The sequence below is a fragment of the Spongiimicrobium sp. 3-5 genome, assembly GCF_046557915.1.
Taxonomy (GTDB): domain Bacteria; phylum Bacteroidota; class Bacteroidia; order Flavobacteriales; family Flavobacteriaceae; genus JBHEBG01.
On the sequence record NZ_JBHEBG010000001.1, the window covers coordinates 1601437 to 1620464 of the forward strand.

12 protein-coding genes are annotated in these 19028 nt (G+C 42.0%); 8 read left to right on the top strand and 4 right to left on the bottom strand.

The window, feature by feature from the left end; genetic code table 11:
• Window positions 1–6 precede the first annotated feature (6 nt).
• The 3 genes from ACEQ81_RS06840 to ACEQ81_RS06850 form a co-directional block, all read right to left on the bottom strand.
• Complete coding sequence (locus ACEQ81_RS06840; RefSeq protein WP_411030105.1) at window positions 7–2058, bottom strand: thioredoxin domain-containing protein; 2052 nt, start codon at window positions 2056–2058, stop codon at window positions 7–9.
• Between the two features lie 151 nt (window positions 2059–2209).
• The gene (locus ACEQ81_RS06845; protein ID WP_411030106.1) at window positions 2210–2410 is read right to left on the bottom strand and encodes a dodecin family protein; all 201 of its coding nucleotides are present in this window, start codon (window positions 2408–2410) and stop codon (window positions 2210–2212) included.
• 71 nt (window positions 2411–2481) lie between these two features.
• Complete coding sequence (locus tag ACEQ81_RS06850) at window positions 2482–3384, bottom strand: NifU family protein (RefSeq protein ID WP_411030107.1); 903 nt, start codon at window positions 3382–3384, stop codon at window positions 2482–2484.
• A gap of 123 nt (window positions 3385–3507) precedes the next feature.
• Between ACEQ81_RS06850 and ACEQ81_RS06855 the strand changes: the two genes are divergently transcribed.
• Window positions 3508–4503 (top strand): type IX secretion system membrane protein PorP/SprF, encoded by a 996-nt coding sequence (locus ACEQ81_RS06855; RefSeq protein ID WP_411030108.1) that lies wholly within the window; start codon window positions 3508–3510, stop codon window positions 4501–4503.
• Between the two features lie 85 nt (window positions 4504–4588).
• Here ACEQ81_RS06855 and ACEQ81_RS06860 read toward each other — a convergent pair whose 3' ends face one another.
• Window positions 4589–5767, bottom strand: a complete 1179-nt coding sequence (locus ACEQ81_RS06860; protein WP_411030109.1) for a vWA domain-containing protein — start codon at window positions 5765–5767, stop codon at window positions 4589–4591.
• Window positions 5768–5978: 211 nt separating this feature from the next.
• Here ACEQ81_RS06860 and ACEQ81_RS06865 point away from each other — a divergent pair, with 211 nt between their 5' ends.
• The 7 genes from ACEQ81_RS06865 to ACEQ81_RS06895 all read left to right on the top strand — a co-directional run bounded on the left by ACEQ81_RS06865 (window position 5979) and on the right by ACEQ81_RS06895 (window position 18983).
• Window positions 5979–8183 (top strand): tetratricopeptide repeat protein, encoded by a 2205-nt coding sequence (locus ACEQ81_RS06865; protein ID WP_411030110.1) that lies wholly within the window; start codon window positions 5979–5981, stop codon window positions 8181–8183.
• Window positions 8183–8914: a LytR/AlgR family response regulator transcription factor gene (locus ACEQ81_RS06870; RefSeq protein ID WP_411030111.1), complete on the top strand. Its 732-nt coding sequence runs from the start codon at window positions 8183–8185 to the stop codon at window positions 8912–8914. The genes ACEQ81_RS06865 and ACEQ81_RS06870 overlap by 1 nt, the downstream gene beginning before the upstream one ends.
• A 10-nt stretch (window positions 8915–8924) precedes the next feature.
• Window positions 8925–9440 carry a gamma carbonic anhydrase family protein gene (locus ACEQ81_RS06875; protein ID WP_411030112.1) on the top strand — a complete coding sequence of 172 codons (516 nt, stop codon included), beginning with the start codon at window positions 8925–8927 and terminating at the stop codon, window positions 9438–9440.
• A gap of 102 nt (window positions 9441–9542) precedes the next feature.
• Window positions 9543–10427, top strand: a complete 885-nt coding sequence (gene fabD / locus ACEQ81_RS06880; protein ID WP_411030113.1) for an ACP S-malonyltransferase — start codon at window positions 9543–9545, stop codon at window positions 10425–10427.
• A gap of 162 nt (window positions 10428–10589) precedes the next feature.
• Window positions 10590–16049, top strand: coding sequence for a Calx-beta domain-containing protein (locus ACEQ81_RS06885; RefSeq protein ID WP_411030114.1), 5460 nt, complete (start codon window positions 10590–10592; stop codon window positions 16047–16049).
• Between the two features lie 8 nt (window positions 16050–16057).
• Window positions 16058–17044 carry a type IX secretion system membrane protein PorP/SprF gene (locus ACEQ81_RS06890; RefSeq protein ID WP_411030115.1) on the top strand — a complete coding sequence of 329 codons (987 nt, stop codon included), beginning with the start codon at window positions 16058–16060 and terminating at the stop codon, window positions 17042–17044.
• Between the two features lie 10 nt (window positions 17045–17054).
• Entirely contained in the window at window positions 17055–18983 is a 1929-nt protein-coding gene (locus tag ACEQ81_RS06895) for an OmpA family protein (RefSeq protein WP_411030116.1), read from the top strand.
• Window positions 18984–19028 lie beyond the last annotated feature (45 nt).

Here is a 19028-nt window from a genome sequence, read left to right on the forward strand (position 1 = left end):
AATTTTTTATTGTTTATTCTTATTAAATTGTAACTGCCCAAGAGCTTCATCAGCGCTGCTTACCGGGAGTCTACAGCTACCATGTTCGCATACATATATCAATGTTTCGTTCTCTTGGTATCTTTCTTGTAACAATGATAAATTACCCTTTTTTTCGGCACCGGCGAAAACCACATGTGGTAGGTAATTACCGAGTAATTTTTTGGCCTTTTCCTTATACGAATCCCCAACAACGGCCAGTTCGTAGAAAGGTTTATTTAGATACAGTACCATATGAAGCCAATTGGCATAGCTCTGGGCATTTTTTGTAAAGTTTCCCTGCATGTTCTTCAGTTGCTGTTTGGCTATTTTCCCATATCCATCCTCTGGAAAGAATTTGGACATTTTAAGCAGGTTTATGGCCATGATAGAGTTAGATGCGGGGATTACATTGTCCGTTGTCTCTATAGTCCTTCGGATAATATAATCGTCTTTTTTGGAGGTAAAGTAGAACATACCACTTGCGGAATCTAGGAAATTGGAGATACAATAGTCTAACAATCCTTTGGAGGCCTGTAACCATTGCTCGTCAAAAGTAACCTCATACAACTGCCGGTAGGCATCCATTACCGCGGCGTAATCCTCCAAATACCCATTTATGGTACTTTTACCCGCTTTGTGGTTGTGGAACATGCTACCATCTGGCCTTATAAGTTTTTGGCGAATGAACGTGGCATTTTTTAACGCCAAATCCAGGTACTCTTTATCTCCAAGGTATCTATAGGCATCTATAAGGCCCCTTAGCATTAAACCGTTCCATGAGGTTAGTATCTTATCATCGAGTCTTGGTCTATTTCGTTTTTCTCTTTCTACATCAAGGAGTTTCAGACCGTTTTTAATTGTTTTTTGTAGTTCCGTATCATCGAGCTTATGTTTTTTAGCGATTTTGGCATCCGGCTCATCACGAATCAAAACATAGTTTCCATGTTCCCAATGTCCATAAGAATTTATGTTGTAGTAGTCTTTAAAAACAGGAAAATCAAGGGTCAATAGTTCCTTTAATTCCTCTTCGGTCCAAACATAGTAGGCACCTTCTTCTAAAATACCTTCCTCATTTAAGCTATCGGCATCCAAGGAGGAAAAAAAACCATAGTCAGAATTCATAAGCTCTTTGGTTACAAAGGAAATGGTTTCTTCTACGGTTTTTTTATAAAGATCGTTTTTGGTAACCGCATAGGCTTTTGCATAAAGACTTACCATTTGCCCGTTGTCGTATAACATTTTCTCGAAATGCGGAACATGCCATTTTGTATCTACGGAATATCTGGAGAATCCGCCTCCTACATGGTCAAAAATACCGCCGTAGGCCATACGCGTTAGGGAAACATTTACATAATCGAGTATTTCATCATCTTTTTGCGCTGTTGCATAGTGAAGAAGGAAGTTTAGATTGCCCGGCATCATAAATTTTGGGGCCCGCTTGTAGCCTCCCAGAAAATTATCGAAATAACCCGACCAGTTTTTTACGGCATCTTCCAATTGGTCTATGGTAAAGAGATCGGAGGTTTTTTGTTGTGGAACCAGATTGATCGATTTTATACCCTCCGAAAGGTCCTTTGCGTAACCTATGACTTTTTCGGGGTTCGTTTTGTATAAATCGGCAAGGTTTTCCAATACTTTGATCCATTGCTCTTTTTTCACATAAGTGGCGCCCCAAAAGGGTCTGCCATCTGGTAAAGCTACAATGTTCAAAGGCCATCCTCCACTGCCCGTCATCATTTGCAGCGCGTCCATGTAAATATGGTCTACATCGGGCCGCTCTTCCCGATCTACTTTAATATTGATGAAATGTTGGTTCATTACTGAAGCCACCGCCTCATCTTCAAAGCACTCTTTTTCCATTACATGGCACCAATGACAAGAGGCATAACCGATGCTTATAAGTAGTAATTTGTCTTCTCGTTGCGCCTGTTTTAGAATTTTATCTCCCCAAGCCTCCCAATTAACGGGGTTATGGGCATGCTGCAACAGATATGGACTTGTTTCGTTAATTAAAGCATTGGTATGTTTGTGAACCATAGTATCGGGTTTTTGGGCAAGACCAAACATTATATTTAGAAACAGTAAAATTGAAAGGCCTTTTTTCATCTTCTACGCTATTGATCGTATCTGGAATAGGGCAAAAAAAAGCGCCCCGGGGAGCGCTTGTTCAAAAATTCTTGTCTTAAGGTTAATTTACCTCAAAAGTAATCTTAACGTTTACACGGAATTCCTTCACTTCACCACCTTTTACAATCGCGCTTTGGTCCTGAACATATACCGATCTGATGTTGTTAACTGATTTTGCCGCCTGTGCTACCGCTTTTTTGGTAGCATCTTCCCAACTTTCATCAGAATTGGACAGCACTTCTATTACTTTTAAAATTGCCATAATTAGTGTTTTTTTAGATACTTATAAAGTTAACCATTAATTGCTAAAAACACTAAAATTATGCCTTTCAATCAGCCGTTAAGGGCCACCACTTGGTTTATTTTATCACCCATCATGTTTTTCAACATATTCTCTATACCGTTTTTAAGGGTAAAGGTAGAAGAAGGGCAGCCACTGCATGCGCCTTGCAAAATTACATTAACGGTTTTGCTCTCCTGTTCGTAGGACTTAAAAAGTATATTACCGCCATCGCTGGCTACTGCTGGTTTTACATATTCTTCCAGAATATCTATGATCTGCTTGGAGGTATCATCCAAGTTTACATCTTCCAATTGCTTGGCCGGAGTCTCTTTGGTTTGCTGCGCCGCAGCGGTAGGCGATATTACTTCTTTGCCGTCAGCAATAAAATCCCTAATAAATTCGCGAAGTTCCATGGTAATTTCGTCCCAACTGGCTACCTCGTATTTGGTGACCGAAACATAGTTTTCATCCAAAAACACCTCTTTTACAAAGGGTAGGTGAAAAAGTTGTTTTGCAAGCTCGGAATCGCTGGCTTCATCAATATTTTTAAACTCGAAAGTGGTTGGCACAATTTTCTTGTTAACCACAAATTTCATTACCGCAGGGTTGGGAGTAACCTCTCCATAGACCGTTACGGCTATTTTTTTATCATTTTCTTCCTCCAATACTACCGGTTCTCCAGCGTTGAGGTATTCTACCAATTGCTGGGCCACCTCATCCTTAACATCGTTCCATTCTACAATATCGTAACGTTCCAAGGCAATAAAATTCCCTGAAATGTATACAGTTTTAATAAATGGAAGGTAGAACAATTGTTGAGCTAAAGGTGAATTTTTGGCCTCATCGATGTTCTTAAATTCATAACTTTTATGTTTTGTGATGAAGTGATTGGTGTCAAATTTTAAAATGCTGGGGTTATTCGTTTCCACTACACTGATCGTATACTCTTCCATGGCTTAAAAATTTTTACAAAAATACAAAGTAAATCCATGTTGGCCTACATATAATAATGTTGTGTTTCAACCGTTATACTTTATATTTGAACGATATACCAACAGTTATCCCCACATCTTAAGATGAAAAACAGGTTATTGCTTTTATTCTCGTGTGTGCTTATTGGATTGCAGTCCTATGCGCAGGAGGGAATCCCCGTATATTTTGATTATTTGTCGGACAACTACTATTTGGTACACCCTTCCATGGCGGGTATCGGAGAAGGAGGTAAGATACGGCTAACGGCTAGGAAACAGTGGTTCAGCGTAGACGAAGCACCTAGTTTACAGACTTTAAACGGTCATTTTAGGGTAGGTGAGAGCAGTGGTGTTGGCGCAATTATTTTTAATGATGCCAATGGTTACCACTCGCAGACCGGTATTAAATTTACTTATGCCCATCATCTTAGATTTTCTAGAGACCTTACCAATTTAAATCAGTTATCATTTGGTTTAAGCACCGGAGTAATACTAAGTAGTTTGGATGAAACTGAGTTTAGGTCCATTATTCCAGATCCCATAATCACCGGAACTAAAAATACAGCTAGCTATTTTAATGTTGATTTTGGGATGTCTTACAACTTTTTGGAGTTTTATGCCCATGCTTCCGTTCTTAATGTTTTAGGTAGTGGTCGCGATTTGTACACGGCAATAGAATTTGATAATTTAAGAAGATACCTTTTATCCGCAGGGTATGTCTTTGGTAAGGGCAAATGGCAGATAGAACCATCTGTACTTTTACAACTAACGGAATTTACCGAAGAGAAGACTATTGATATTAATGCGAAAGTATATCGTGAGGTTGGAATAGGTACGTTGTGGGGCGGTCTTTCCTATAGAAGAAGCTTTGATGGTGCTCAATTTCAGACAAATGGCAGTTTTGGGGAACAACGTTTACAGTTGTTTACCCCAATTATCGGTCTTAATTGGAAGAATTATATGGTCTCCTACAACTATTCTTATCAATCAGGAGATATCCGATTGGACAATGGTGGGTTTCATCAAATAACCCTTGGATACAACTTTGGACAAGATTCTGAAAATAAATACGATTGTAAATGTCCTGCAGTAAACCTGTAACAATATAAATGGGCCCATCGTACTATGTGACAGACCCATTTACACAACAACCCACAACCAAGAGGCTACTTTAACGCTTTTTTTTCTATTCCCATTTATAGTTTTTCTTGGCCGCTTGCTTTTGTATTGCAGTTAGCATGGCATTTTCTAACTCTCCTTCTTCTCCATTTTTTTGCTGCTTCGCAATATAGATTTCTCTTTTCCTATTCAATTCCTGAATTTCCTTTTGAATTTTGATACGTTCAGATTTCTTGGATGCTATATAAGCTTCTGCCTCTTGCTTGGATTTGCCTTTTAGTTCAGGGGGCATGTCCGCTTCTTTTATTTTGGAGACATCGAACTCTTCATCGTCAGCAGCGTCTACCAAATCCCATTTTTTGTTTTTGTACAACCTAGAGCTTTTACTTACAGCCCTTTTTATGTATACTGATTCCTCCAACCCTGCTGCGTTGGCATCCTGGGCGGCCTGCATCTCCATTTTGGAGGCACCCAGGGCACCGTAGGAAATATAGGTCTTGTTTAATTTGGAGTTCAGTTTTATGATAATGTCGTCATAAGGCGTATCAATATGCACTACTTGTTTGTTGTGATCTATGGCCATGTATTCCCCTCCTGTAAGAGTTGCGCCATTTTTCCAATCGGTGGCAACACCCTGTTCGTAACTGCCACAGAAAATGGTATTTACAATGATATCCTTTTCCTTGGCATTGGTAACGGCATCCTTATAATTCAGTTTTCCTTGTGTAAAGGGCTCGTTTCCGGCAATAAAGATCATTTTTAGGTTATCCGGGTTTTTGCCCCATTCCAGTTGATTCAATGATGTATGGATCACCTGTCCGCAGTATTCTTCACCTCCATTGGTGGTAAGGGAGAACAATTTTTCCGATAATTCATCCAAATCACTACTGAAACCTATTACCTGTTGAATGTATCCTTCCCGTCCTGATAAATCATCATTGCCGTATTGGTATAGAGCAATTTGTAATTGTGGCCTTTCCTCATTACCACATTTGGCATAGGAGAACTTGTTTACAATATCCCATAATTGGGCTTTGGCCTGGTTAATTAATCCGTCCATACTATTGCTGGTATCCAAAAGGAGTGCAATTTTTACGAAATTCTTGGATGGCTTTACTACTGGCACTGCTGTTTTGGTTGTTATTGCGGCTTCGGCCAGTTTCTTGGGCTTAGGCTCACACCCAAAAATGGTCCCTACGGATAAAGCCATTAAGACCATACTTGTTATTTGTTTTACGTTTTTCATCTTGAAGTAATTTTGTTTAATATGGCATAAAACTAGGGCCGAACTTTTTCTAAAAAAATGAGTAATGAGGGAACTAGGCGTTTGAATGAGTAAAGCGCGCCAATGACTTTGTTAACACTGTAAATAGTGCATTTTTTCAATGGAATATGGTGTTTCACCATTTTTTAATACCGTTTAAAACAAGTAAGTTTATCCTATTCAAAAAGAGTTTATGCAAAAAAGAGCATACATATTTTTGTTATTGTGCACTACGGCTTTCTTTGGGTTTTCCCAAATACAGCGTGGCCAGTCAAACTTTGAGATAACCGGTTCCGTGAAGGAGCGGAATACCCATACCCCAATTTCGGGGGTTTCTGTTTCTACCAAGGAAGGTGGCTATACCACTACAGATGCTCGGGGCGAGTTTAGGATTACCGTGTCGGTTGGAGACGAATTGATTGTTGAAAGTCCAGATTTTGAAACTGTAAGATACATTATTAGAAATGATGATGACGTAGATGTTCTGGTCGTGGACTATCAAGAGCCTAAGAAAGAAAGTGCAAAAAAGAGATCTACCGTGGCAACTGCAGGTCAGCATCGGCAGTACCTAGATTCTGCTAAGTTGTATATGAAAAACGACATTGAGAAGAGCATCGATTTTATTACTCGATCTATAGAACAATTGGGAAGAAGAGGGAATAAACCAGAATTGGCTTCCTCGCTTAGTACTTTGGGAGAGGTATATCAGCACCACAAACAATACGATTTGGCAATAGCCAATTATAAAGATGCCTTAGAAGCTCAAAAGTCTACCAGAACCACAATTTTACTGGGAAATACTTATCTGCTGAATAAAGAATTTAAGAATGCCGAGGCAACCTTTTTGTCATTGATAAACCTTAAAAGCATCGTTCCTTTTCAGAAAGTCCAATTGCTTGAAGGGCTTGGTGACACCTATAAAAGTTTAGGGCTGATAGATAAGGCGGTTGCGTATTATAACGAAGGATTGGTAATTGCAAAAAAGAACCAGATAACCCCCAAAATTACGGACTTAAACTCCAAGATCGCTGAGGCCTATGCCAAAGATGATAGAACTGTGGAGGCCGAAGGGTTTTTTATTAATTCCTTACAGCTGTCTAAGAACCAGGCTCCGCAAAGGGCAATTCAGGAAAATGAAAAGGTGGCCGATTTTTACAGTAAAAAAAACAGGTATGATGAAGAAATAGAGCTGCGTAAGGAAAGTCTGAGCGAGTTAAAACAATTGCCAAGGGACCAGGCACAAAAAGGTGCCGTTGCCGGTAGGCCCGATACAATTACTGCCCAGCGGATCAATTATAAAATAGCGAATGCCTATATAGCTCAAGATAAATTGGATGAAGCAATTCCTTATTTGGAAAAAAGCATCGATGAAGCAGATAATGAGGATGATTTATTGGTGCAAAAAGATGCCACCAGAAAATTGTCCGAAGTGTATAGGTATAAGGGCGATTTTACAAAAGCATTGGAAACTTATCAAAAGTACGTAACCGTTGTAGATACGCTCTATGTTAGAAAGGAACAGGAAATATCCCAAGCTGCTAGGTTTAACAGGGAAATTGCCTCTAAACAGAGCCGAATATCCGGTCTGGAACAAGAACGACAATTATCGCAGAGCAAATATGATCTTGCACTAACATCCCAAGAATTGGCGCAAGAGAGCAATAAAAGACAACGATGGATTATCTATTCGTTATTGTTCGGGATGCTACTTACCGCTTTGGCCGCCTTCTTTTTCTATCGAAGCAATAAACAACAGAAACTGGCAAACAATTTACTGGCACTAAAGTCGCTACGGTCACAGATGAACCCACATTTTATTTTTAATGCACTGAACTCCGTGAACAACTACATTGCCAAAAGCGATGAGCGTAGTGCTAACAGGTATCTAAGCGAATTTTCTACCCTTATGCGAGCCGTTCTGGAAAATTCCGAAGAAGATTTTATACCCTTATCCAAAGAATTGGAGCTTATAGAGTTATACGTAAAATTAGAGCACTCTCGTTTCCCGGATAAGTTTGGATATGAAATTAAAGTAGATCAACGTATAGACATAGATGCTTTCCAAATTCCTCCTATGCTACTTCAGCCCTATATAGAGAATGCAATTTGGCATGGTTTGCGTTACAAAGAAGAAAAAGGATCTCTGCAAATTGATCTGGCACAAAAAGACAACGATGCGATAACCATTACCATTACCGATGATGGAATAGGTAGAAAAAAATCGGACCAGCTCAAAACCAACAATCAGAAAAAGCAAAAGTCTAAAGGTATGGGCAATATCAAAAAACGAATAGCCATTTTGAACGATATGTATAAAAACAAGGTAACCGTAGCTATTTGCGACCTAAATGATGATGCTTCGGGAACACAAGTTGTATTGACATTAAAAAAAGATTGATGAAATTGAATGCTATCATCGTGGAAGACGAGGCCAATAGTAGGGAAATCCTTCGGAACTATCTGTTGAAATATTGCAAGAATGTTACACTTTTAGGAGAAGCGGCCACCATAAAAGAAGGTTTGGATCTTATAGGGCAAACCCAACCAGACTTAATTTTCTTAGATGTGGAAATGCCTTTTGGAAATGCTTTTGATTTGTTGGATAAAGTGCCACAACGTACTTTTGAGACCGTTTTTGTTACCGCGTATAACCAATATGCCATGGACGCACTCAACAGTCATGCTGCCTACTATTTAATGAAGCCCATTAATATTGATGAGCTCATAAAGGCGGTAGATTACGTAACGGAAATTAGGCAAAAGGAAGATGCCTTGGAAGACCGTATTCTTAAGCCCAGATTGAATAAGGTCGATGGCAAGATTACCCTACCCCAACAAGACGGGTTTCAAATTTTAAACGTGTCCGACATTCTGTATTGCAAGGCAGACGACAACTATACCGAAATTTATTTGGAGCGTGGCAAAATAGTCGTTAGTAAAACCTTAAAGTACTTTGAGGAGGCGTTGTCGGATTTTCCGTTTGCAAGAATCCACAAATCGTATTTGGTAAATGTAAATGAGGTGGTAAAGTACCGAAAGGGTAAGGGTGGTAGCGTAGAAATTTCCAATGGCAAGGAACTTTTGGTCTCAGCAGCTAAAAAGAAGACATTATTATCCTATTTTGACTAAAAATTTAAAAATGATTATAAAGACCATCAAAGGAAAAACACCGGTATTTGGGGGAGACTGTTTCGTTGCCGAAAATGCGGTAGTTGTAGGCGATGTTGTTATGGGTGATGAATGCAGTATCTGGTACAATGCCGTACTTCGTGGCGATGTACATTTCATTAAAATGGGTAACAAGGTAAATGTACAGGACGGAGCCGTAATACATTGTACCTACAAGAAATCGCCAACAACGATAGGGAATAATGTCTCCATAGGTCATAATGCCATTGTGCATGGTTGTACCGTTAAGGACAATGTGCTTATTGGCATGGGAAGTGTAATAATGGACGACTGCGTTGTGGAAAGCAATAGCATTATAGCGGCAGGGGCGGTAGTGACAAAAGGTACCCATGTGCCCTCAGGGACTGTTTTTGCAGGTATGCCGGCAAAGAAGATAAAGGATATTAGTCCGGAATTAAGTGCCGATGAAATAGATAGGATTGCCAATAGTTATGTAAAATATGCCAGCTGGTTTAAAGAAAAATAATGGGTAGGCGCTAGACCTGGTCAAGTAAGAACCCACTATCCACGATAAACTGTTTTTTTCAATCAAATATTTCCTATTTTAGCCAACGAAAATCAAAGAAAAATGAACGCATATATATTCCCGGGACAAGGCGCACAATATGTTGGAATGGGGCTTGATCTTTACGAAAAATACCCATTGGCCCAAGAAATGTTTGAAGATGCCAATGATATTTTGGGTTTTACCATCACCGACATGATGTTTGAAGGAACGCCCGAAGATTTAAAACAGACCAAGGTTACCCAACCGGCAATTTTTCTGCATTCGGTTATTTTAAGTAAGGTAATGGGGGAGAGTTTTAGACCGGATATGGTTGCAGGACATTCTTTAGGCGAGTTTTCGGCTTTGGTAGCCAATGGCACCTTAAATTTTGAGGACGGTCTAAAGTTGGTTGCTCAACGGGCAATGGCTATGCAAAAAGCATGTGAGTTACAACCTAGTACCATGGCAGCTGTTTTAGGATTGGATGACGGAGTCGTAGAAAAAATTTGCAATGAGACCCAGGGTATAGTGGTGGCGGCCAATTATAATTGTCCCGGACAATTGGTGATTTCCGGAGAGGTTGAAGCGGTAAATGCAGCTTGCGAAAGCTTAAAAGAAGCCGGTGCACGAAGGGCTTTGGTATTGCCCGTAGGTGGAGCATTTCATTCCCCACTAATGGAACCTGCTCGCGAGGAGCTAGCATCGGCCATAGAAAACACCGTTTTCAATATACCATCCTGTCCAATTTATCAGAATGTTCCTACCACTGCAATAGACAATTCGGATGAAATAAAAAGCAACCTCATGTTGCAGCTGACAGCTCCTGTAAAATGGACACAAAGTGTTAAAAATATGGTGGCCAATGGCGCTAAATTATTTACGGAAGTGGGGCCTGGAAAGGTATTACAAGGTTTGGTGAGAAAGATTGATGCATCTGCTGAAACGGCTTCCGCAGACCTTCATTAGCAGGTATTTACCTTCATATTTTGCATTTCAACTTAAAAAGATAGATTTAACCCCTTTTATTAGTAGTAAGGCAGTTTTTTTTAGTAATATTGATTCCCAATTTTACTATCCTAGATCGCGTTTGCTTTGGTTTGAATTTTTATAGATTCAGAAAACAGCATAATGAGATTACATCAAGCATATATTTTTCTTTTTAAAAGATTAAAATCTACACTTCTTCACAAACCTATTTTTTTTGGAGCATTTTTGCTTTTGGGTTTTTGTGGTTATGGACAGGTGCTTACCATAGAGAACGCTACAGAAACCGAAGGTACCGGACTTGTGTTTACCGTTACCGTAGATGTTGCAGTAGGAAGCCCTTTTACAGTTACCACGGGCTATGTGGGTGGTACGGCCACGGGTGGTGCTTTGCCCTTGGCAGCCCCCGAGGATTATAACAATACACCACAAGTGCTGAATTTTACCGGGGTTACTCCCGGCGAGGCCCAACAGTTCACCGTTGAGACTTTTGATAATTTGATGGTAGAGGGCACAGAGATTTTTGCTGTCACTTTAACGTCTAGCAATATTGCAATCACGGATAGTGATACGGCCATAGGTGCCATAAACGATAACGATTCGGCTGCCGTTACCATAGAGAACGTTACTGTAACCGAAGGTGCCGGACTTCTATTTACCGTTACTCTGAACGCTTCGATAGGGAGCCCTTTTACCGTTACCACAGGCTATACGGGTGGTACTGCAACAGGGGGAGCCCTGCCCTTGGCAGCCCCGGAGGATTATAACAATACGCCACAAGTACTGAATTTTACTGGGGTTACTCCCGGCGAGACCCAACAGTTCACCGTTGATACTTTTGACGATCTGGTGTTAGAGGGTATAGAGACCTTTACGGTTACCTTAGCTTCTAGCAATATAGCAGTAGGAGATAGCGATACGGCCATCGGTACCATAAACGATAACGATACGGCCTCTGTTACCATAGAGAACGTTACTGTAACCGAAGGAGCTGGACTTCTGTTTACCGTCACTTCGGATGTTGCGGTAGGCAGCCCTTTTACGGTTACTACTGGCTATACGGGTGGTACGGCAACGGGGGGAGCCTTGCCCTTGGCAGCCCCCGAGGATTATAACAATACACCACAAGTACTGAATTTTACTGGGGTTACTCCTGGCGAGACCCAACAGTTCACCGTTGATACTTTTGACGATCTGGTGGTAGAAGGCCCAGAGACCTTTACGGTGACCCTTACCTCTAGCAACCCTTCTGTTACGGACAGCGATACGGCCATCGGTACCATAAACGACAACGATACGGCCGCGGTAACGGTAGAGAATGTAACGGCGACCGAAGGTGCCGGTCTTTTGTTTACGGTTACCCTCAACAATACTGTGGCGTCCGGTGCCTTTACGGTGACCACGGGCTATACGAATGTGAGTGCTACTGGAGGTGCGCTTCCCTTGGTAACCCCGGAAGACTATAACAACGAGGCGCAGGTGTTGAACTTTGCGGGTACCGCGGGCGAGACACAACAATTTACAGTTGCCACCCTTAACGATTTGGTGGTAGAAGGAACGGAGACGTTTACGGTGACCCTTACCTCTAGCAACCCCGCTGTTACGGACAGCGATACGGCCATAGGTGCCATAAACGATAACGATACGGCCGCGGTTACGATAGAGAACGTAACGGCGACCGAAGGTGCCGGTCTTTTATTTACGGTAACACTGAACAATGAAGTGGCCACAGGGGCCTTTACCGTCACCACGGGTTATACGGGTGGTACGGCCACGGGTGGTGCTTTGCCTTTGGTAGCTCCTGAGGATTATAACAATACGGCACAAGTGTTGAACTTTACAGGCACCGCTGGCCAGACCAGGCAATTTACGGTGGCGACCCTTAACGATGTTATCGTTGAAGGCCCAGAGACCTTTACGGTGACCCTTACCTCTAGCAACCCTTCTGTTACGGACAGCGATACGGCCATCGGTACCATAAACGATAATGACGCAGCGGCCATTACGGTAGAGGACGTTACGGTAACGGAAGGTGCGGGCCTTTTGTTCACGGTAACGCTCAACAATACGGTGGCTTCGGGCGCCTTTACAGTCACTACGGGGTATACTGATGTGAGTGCCACCGGAGGTGCCCTTCCCTTGGTAAGCCCGGAGGACTATAACAATACAGCACAAGTGTTGAACTTTGCAGGTACAGCTGGCGAGACACAGCAGTTTACGGTGGCAACCCTTAACGATGTTATCGTTGAAGGCCCGGAGACTTTTACGGTGACCCTTACCTCTAGCAACCCTTCTGTTACGGACAGCGATACGGCCATCGGTACCATAAACGACAACGATACGGCCGCGGTTACGGTAGAGAACGTAACGGCGACCGAAGGTGCCGGTCTTTTGTTCACGGTAACACTGAACAATGAAGTGGCCACAGGGGCCTTTACCGTCACCACGGGCTATACGGGTGGTACGGCAACTGGGGGAGCCCTGCCTTTGGTAGCCCCGGAGGATTATAATAATACGGCGCAAGTGTTGAACTTTACAGGCACCGCTGGCCAGACCAGGCAATTTACGGTGGCAACCCTTAACGATGTTATCGTTGAAGGACCAGAGACCTTTACGGTTACCCTTACCTCTAGCAACCCCGCTGTTACGGACAGCGATACGGCCATCGGTACCATAAACGACAACGATACGGCCGCGGTTACGGTAGAGAACGTAACGGCGACCGAAGGTGCCGGTCTTTTATTTACGGTAACACTGAACAATGAAGTGGCCACAGGGGCCTTTACCGTCACCACGGGTTATACGGGTGGTACGGCCACGGGTGGTGCTTTGCCTTTGGTAAGTCCGGAGGACTATAACAATACGGCACAAGTGTTGAACTTTACAGGCACCGCTGGCCAGACCAGGCAATTTACGGTGGCGACCCTTAACGATGTTATCGTTGAAGGCCCAGAGACCTTTACGGTGACCCTTACCTCTAGCAACCCTGCTATTACGGACAGCGATACGGCCATCGGTACCATAAACGATAACGATTCCCTAGCGGCGAGTGTTGTTGCTACCGATCCTACGGCGGCCGAAGTAACACCGTCAAACCAAACAGGTACCTTCATCATAGATTTAGGGGCTATAAACGGAACAGGCACACCGATAACGGTAAACTACGGTCTAACAGGTTCGGCATTAAATACAACTGACTATGCCACCATTCCTACCAGTGTGGTTATTCCAAATAACCAACGTACTGCTACTATAACCGTTGTGCCCGTTAATGACCTGATAACAGAAGGAACCGAAGATGTGATCCTTACGTTGGCAGCGGGAACCGGCTATACGGTTGGTGCGCCTAATAGCGCCACGGTAAATATAACGGACAACGATACGGCCACCATATCCATAAACGATGTAGCTGTAGATGAAGGAGATGGCACAGCTACCTTTAACGTTACTTTAACCGGTATTTTACCAGGGGGCTTTAGTGTGGATTTTGATACCGCTAACGGAACTGCAATCGCTGGAGTTGGAAACGACTATACGGCTAATAGTGGAACTCTAAATTTTGCCGGTACTAACAATGAGATCGAGATCATAACCGTGACGATCCTTGAAGATTTTGTTGAAGAACTGACAGAGAACTTTACAGTAACTTTAAGTGGTATAACAGGTTTGGCAACCATAGATGATGCGGTTGGAACAGGTTCTATAAATGATAATGATAGTTGTACGGCAGATATTATTGCGCCCGCTATAAACCCTTTGGTGCCAACAGATTTTTGCGATTCCATTGATCAAGATCTGAATGCATATACAAGCACTGCACCACCTGCAGGTACTGTATTAACATGGAGTAGAAACCCTAACCCTTTAATTACAAGTGCACACTTGCCAACATCGGTAATTACCTTACCAGGTGTGTATTATGGTTTTTTCTTTGATGCCTTGGACCCATGCCTCAGCCCTACATTGCAAGTAGATATAATATTGAACCCTACACCAACCGTAGGGAGTACTACACCAGATACCATCTGCGGAACGGGGACAGCTACTTTGGAAGCCACAGTGGCTATAGGTGGTATTTTAAATTGGTATGACGATCCCCTCGCAGGGAACCTATTAGGCACGGGAAGCAGTTTTACCACCCCGCTTATCACCGAAACCACTACTTTTTACGTAGAAGCTATAATAAATAACTGTCCTTCGCTGAGAGTTCCGGTTATTGCAACGGTCAATGACCCACCAACAACAGGTGTGGCTACAAGTACCGCGGCATGTAATGTTACCAATGCAGGCGGACCAACCACGGTAGACCTGGACAATACCCTTGTTGGGGCCGATGCCGGTATTTGGGCTGTTACTACCGATCCTTCGGGAAGTGTAACTATAGGAGCTGGCAATGTGGTAGATTTTGAAGGTCTTCCAGACGGTTCTTATGAATTTACCTATACCACCAACACTGCTGTCTTACCATGTACAGATGTTTCCGTTGTAGTTACAATTTCTGTAAATGATTGTTTTATTGATACCGATAATGATGGTTTAACCGATGGCGAAGAGGCCGTTTTGGGAACAGACCCCAATAACCCGGATTCTGATGGCGATACCATCCAAGACGGACAAGAAGTTACGGATACTACGGATCCCTTGGACGATTGTGATTCCATTGGAGGCGTTCCCCTGCCCGCATCGGACTGCGATAATGACGGTATCAGCAATGGAGACGAGGCTACCTTGGGAACCAACCCCAATGATTCTGATTCGGACGGCGATGGTATAGAAGACTCACCGGAAGTAGGCAATGATATTGCAAATCCTTTAGATGGAGACAATGATGGTATTATAGACGCCTTGGATTCTAACATCCTTGATACCGATAACGATGGTGTAGTGGATCAACTAGATCCAGCTAATTTGGATCCTTGTATCCCTGATATTACGGCAGGGCCATGCGTTCCGGAAGATATAGATCTTGGTGTAGAGAAAACAGTAGATAGGGATAGACCTTTGGTTGGTGACCAGATTGTATTTACCATTACGCTTACCAACCTTTCACAAGTACCTGTGAGCAATATCGCTATAAATGATTTGTTGGAGGTGGCAACAGGGTTTCAGTACGTGTCCCATACTGCCTCCCTTGGAGCATATGATTCGGCTACCGGTAATTGGCAGTTAGATGAGATAGCGGCAGATGCTGTCCATACTTTAACCATTACCGCGGAGGTTCCTACATCGGGCACATTTACAAATACGGTTACCGTTTTGGACAGCTTTCCCAATGACGGCAATGCCACCAACAATACGGCTTCCATAACCGTTATCGTAAATCAGCGATCTAGTGATGAGTGTGGATTTTTGTTCAATCAATTTTCTCCTAACGGTGATGGTTCCAATGATCTACTACGCATAAATTGTATAGATCAATTTCCGGACAATACTATTGAAATATATGACAGGTACGGCAATAGCGTGTTTGAGGAAAGTGGATATGCGAACAATTGGGATGGTACTGGTAGTAATGGAGAATTACCACGAGGGACATACTTTTATATATTGGATTTGGGAGATGGTTCAGAGGTACGAAAGGGTTGGATCCAAATTATTAGATAATACGGCATATGATAAACCAAACATACGCGCTTAAGTGTAGGATTGTATTTTTAACCTTGTTGTTTTTTTGTGCAACCTTTTTGGCATTGGGACAAAAGGAGCCTCAGTATACGCAATACATGTATAATATTGGAAGTTTTAACCCGGCATATGTAGGTAGTGTCGAAACTGCCGAAATAGCTACATTGTATAGAGCACAATGGATAGATATAGACGGAGCACCCAGAACCATAAGGGTAGGTGCAAACATTCCCTTGGCCAACGATAAGCACGGACTAGGTTTTAACGTGGTTAATGATCAACTGGGCCCAACTACTCAAACTTTTATAGATGTTGCTTATTCGTTTCAGGTAAATGTTTCGGAGGATACAAAATTGTCGTTTGGAATTGACGCGGGCGGTGCACTTTTAGATGTTGATTTTACTAAAGGTACTTTTGAAAACCCATCGGAACCATTATTAAATACCCAGGAACTCAACAAGTTCTATCCAACCGTTGGTGCGGGTACGTTCTTATATTCGGATGACTGGTACTTGGGGCTTTCCGTACCCAATTTTTTAACGAGTGTTATTAACGATGAAGAAATTGCCGCTTTTGTTAATGAGCAGGTGCAGTTTAATTTTATTGGAGGTTATGTGTTTGATTTGTCGGACGGTCTTAAATTTAAACCAGCTTTTTTGGTAAACTACTTGGAAGGCGCACCAGTAAACATAAATGTATCCACCAATTTTTTAATTAGTGATGTGTTTACTTTAGGTGCTTCGTATAGGGTAGACAACGCGGTTAGCGGACTGGCCGGATTCCAAATTTCCAGCGGTACCTTCCTAGGGTATTCCTATGATTACAACACCAACGGTTTGGGAGAGTTTAGCCAGGGTTCACATGAAGTAATATTGAAGTTTTATCTTGGTAAAGGCGGAGAAAGAAACAAGAAAACCAGAACCAAGAATGCAAAGGGCAAACCAAAACAAATTGATACACCAAGGTTTTTCTAAAAATAGGAATATGAAATTTAGGATTGTTACAATATTCTTTCTGCTTTCGGTGGTTACAACCATGGGTCAAAACAAAAAATCCAAAGGGGATTTCCTTTTCTTTGAATATGCCTATGCAGACGCGATTAGAGAATATCAAAAGGAACTTAGAAATGGTTCTTTAACGGTTCAACAATCTTTAAACCTGGCAGATTCCTATTTTAAGACTAGAAACTATAAAAATGCCACGGAGACATATCTTAATGTCTATAAGAAGGACTCTACCATGTCCAACCATTACTTTAATAAGATGCTACAGTCACTGACCAAGACTTCGGGAGCAGATAGGGCAAAGGCGTTTTTGGCCACGCGAACCTCGGCCTTACCCAATGAGTTATTGGAAAACGCTAATTTTAACTACGAACTTTTTGGATCGGACACGGGGATCCAAGATTTCAGTATTTTTAATATTAATGCCAACAGTCCCCAATCCGATTTTTCGCCCACCTTTTATAAAGATAGACTACTATTTTCCAGTGCCCGGAGTCGTAACTCCAAAAAGGTGTACGCACCGTCTGGAGAGGCGTACTTAAATATCTACGAATCTCGCATAAGTACAGATGGCAATATTAACAATGCCAATGAGTTTAAACGTATACCCGGTTTTCAATACCATAAGGCTACACCGTACTATGCCAAGGGATTGGATAATTTGTTCTATGTGCTTTCCAATGCTGAGGATGGGGAACTTTCTTTTGATGACAATGGAAAAAATTCATTGGCCATAGGATCCGTGGACCGCAACGGAACTTTTGAGTATCTATTGAGAGATTTAAGTACCTCTTTTTACTATCCGTTCTACCATGAGGCATCGGGCAAACTATATTTTGCAGCCAATTTTGAGGACGGTTATGGAGGAACTGATATTTATTTCGCCTATACCAATGAAGGTCAGCTTATGTCCGCTCCGGTTAATTTGGGCCCCAGGATAAATACCCCTGGGAATGAGATTGCACCTTTCATCTTTGAAAACAGCCTTTACTTCTCATCCGATGTTTTCTATGGTTTGGGTGGGATGGATGTTTATAAGTCAAATATACAAATGGATGAAACCTTTAGTATACCTATAAATCTAGGCATAGGGATAAATTCGGCATCCGACGATTTTGGGTTTATAATTAAGAATGATGATAACGGGGGGCTGCTAGGCTATTTTTCGTCAAATAGAACAGGAGGAGAGGGAAATGATGATATTTATGGTTATAAGGTAGCGGAAAAGCCAGGTCTAAAAACAGTTTTGATAAGAGGCAAGGTTGTAAAACACAATTCCGTTGTAGGTGTGGCCAAAGCTTCCTTAAGAATATTTGGCGAAAACAACGAACTGATAAAAGAAACCGCAACCAATGAGGAAGGGGAATATCGGCTAGAGATGCCATGGAAAGACAATTTTACTTTAGAGGTTACCAAAGAGCGCTATTCGGTCTATACAAAACAGTACAACGAGGAGATTTTGGAAACGGAGCAGAACAGCAGCCTAACAATAGATCTTACCCTATTGGATGACCTCGTGGAGGAAAAAGAGAGTCAAACTGTTATTAAATTAAGGAAATTTTACTTTGCAAGGGGCAAGACACTGATAACTCCAGAAATTGCATTTGAACTGGAAAAAGTGGTGACGGCCGTTAAACAATTTCCGCAGGTGCAATTGAGGATAGAATCGCACACGGATAGTAGGGGCGGGGGAAGTACAAATTTTAGACTCTCACAGGGTAGATCGGATGCTATTAAAAATTATTTATTGCAACAGGGCGTACCTGCCAAAAATATTTTGTATTCGGTTGGATATGGCGAGGATAAGATTACTAATAATTGTACCAATGGGGTATATTGCATAGATTATCTTCACAAGCAAAATGAAAGGTCCTTAATAGTGATATTAAACTACAACCTATTGTATTAATACTCTCATTTTAGCACAGGTTTGTTTCATTTTTACAACATCTTA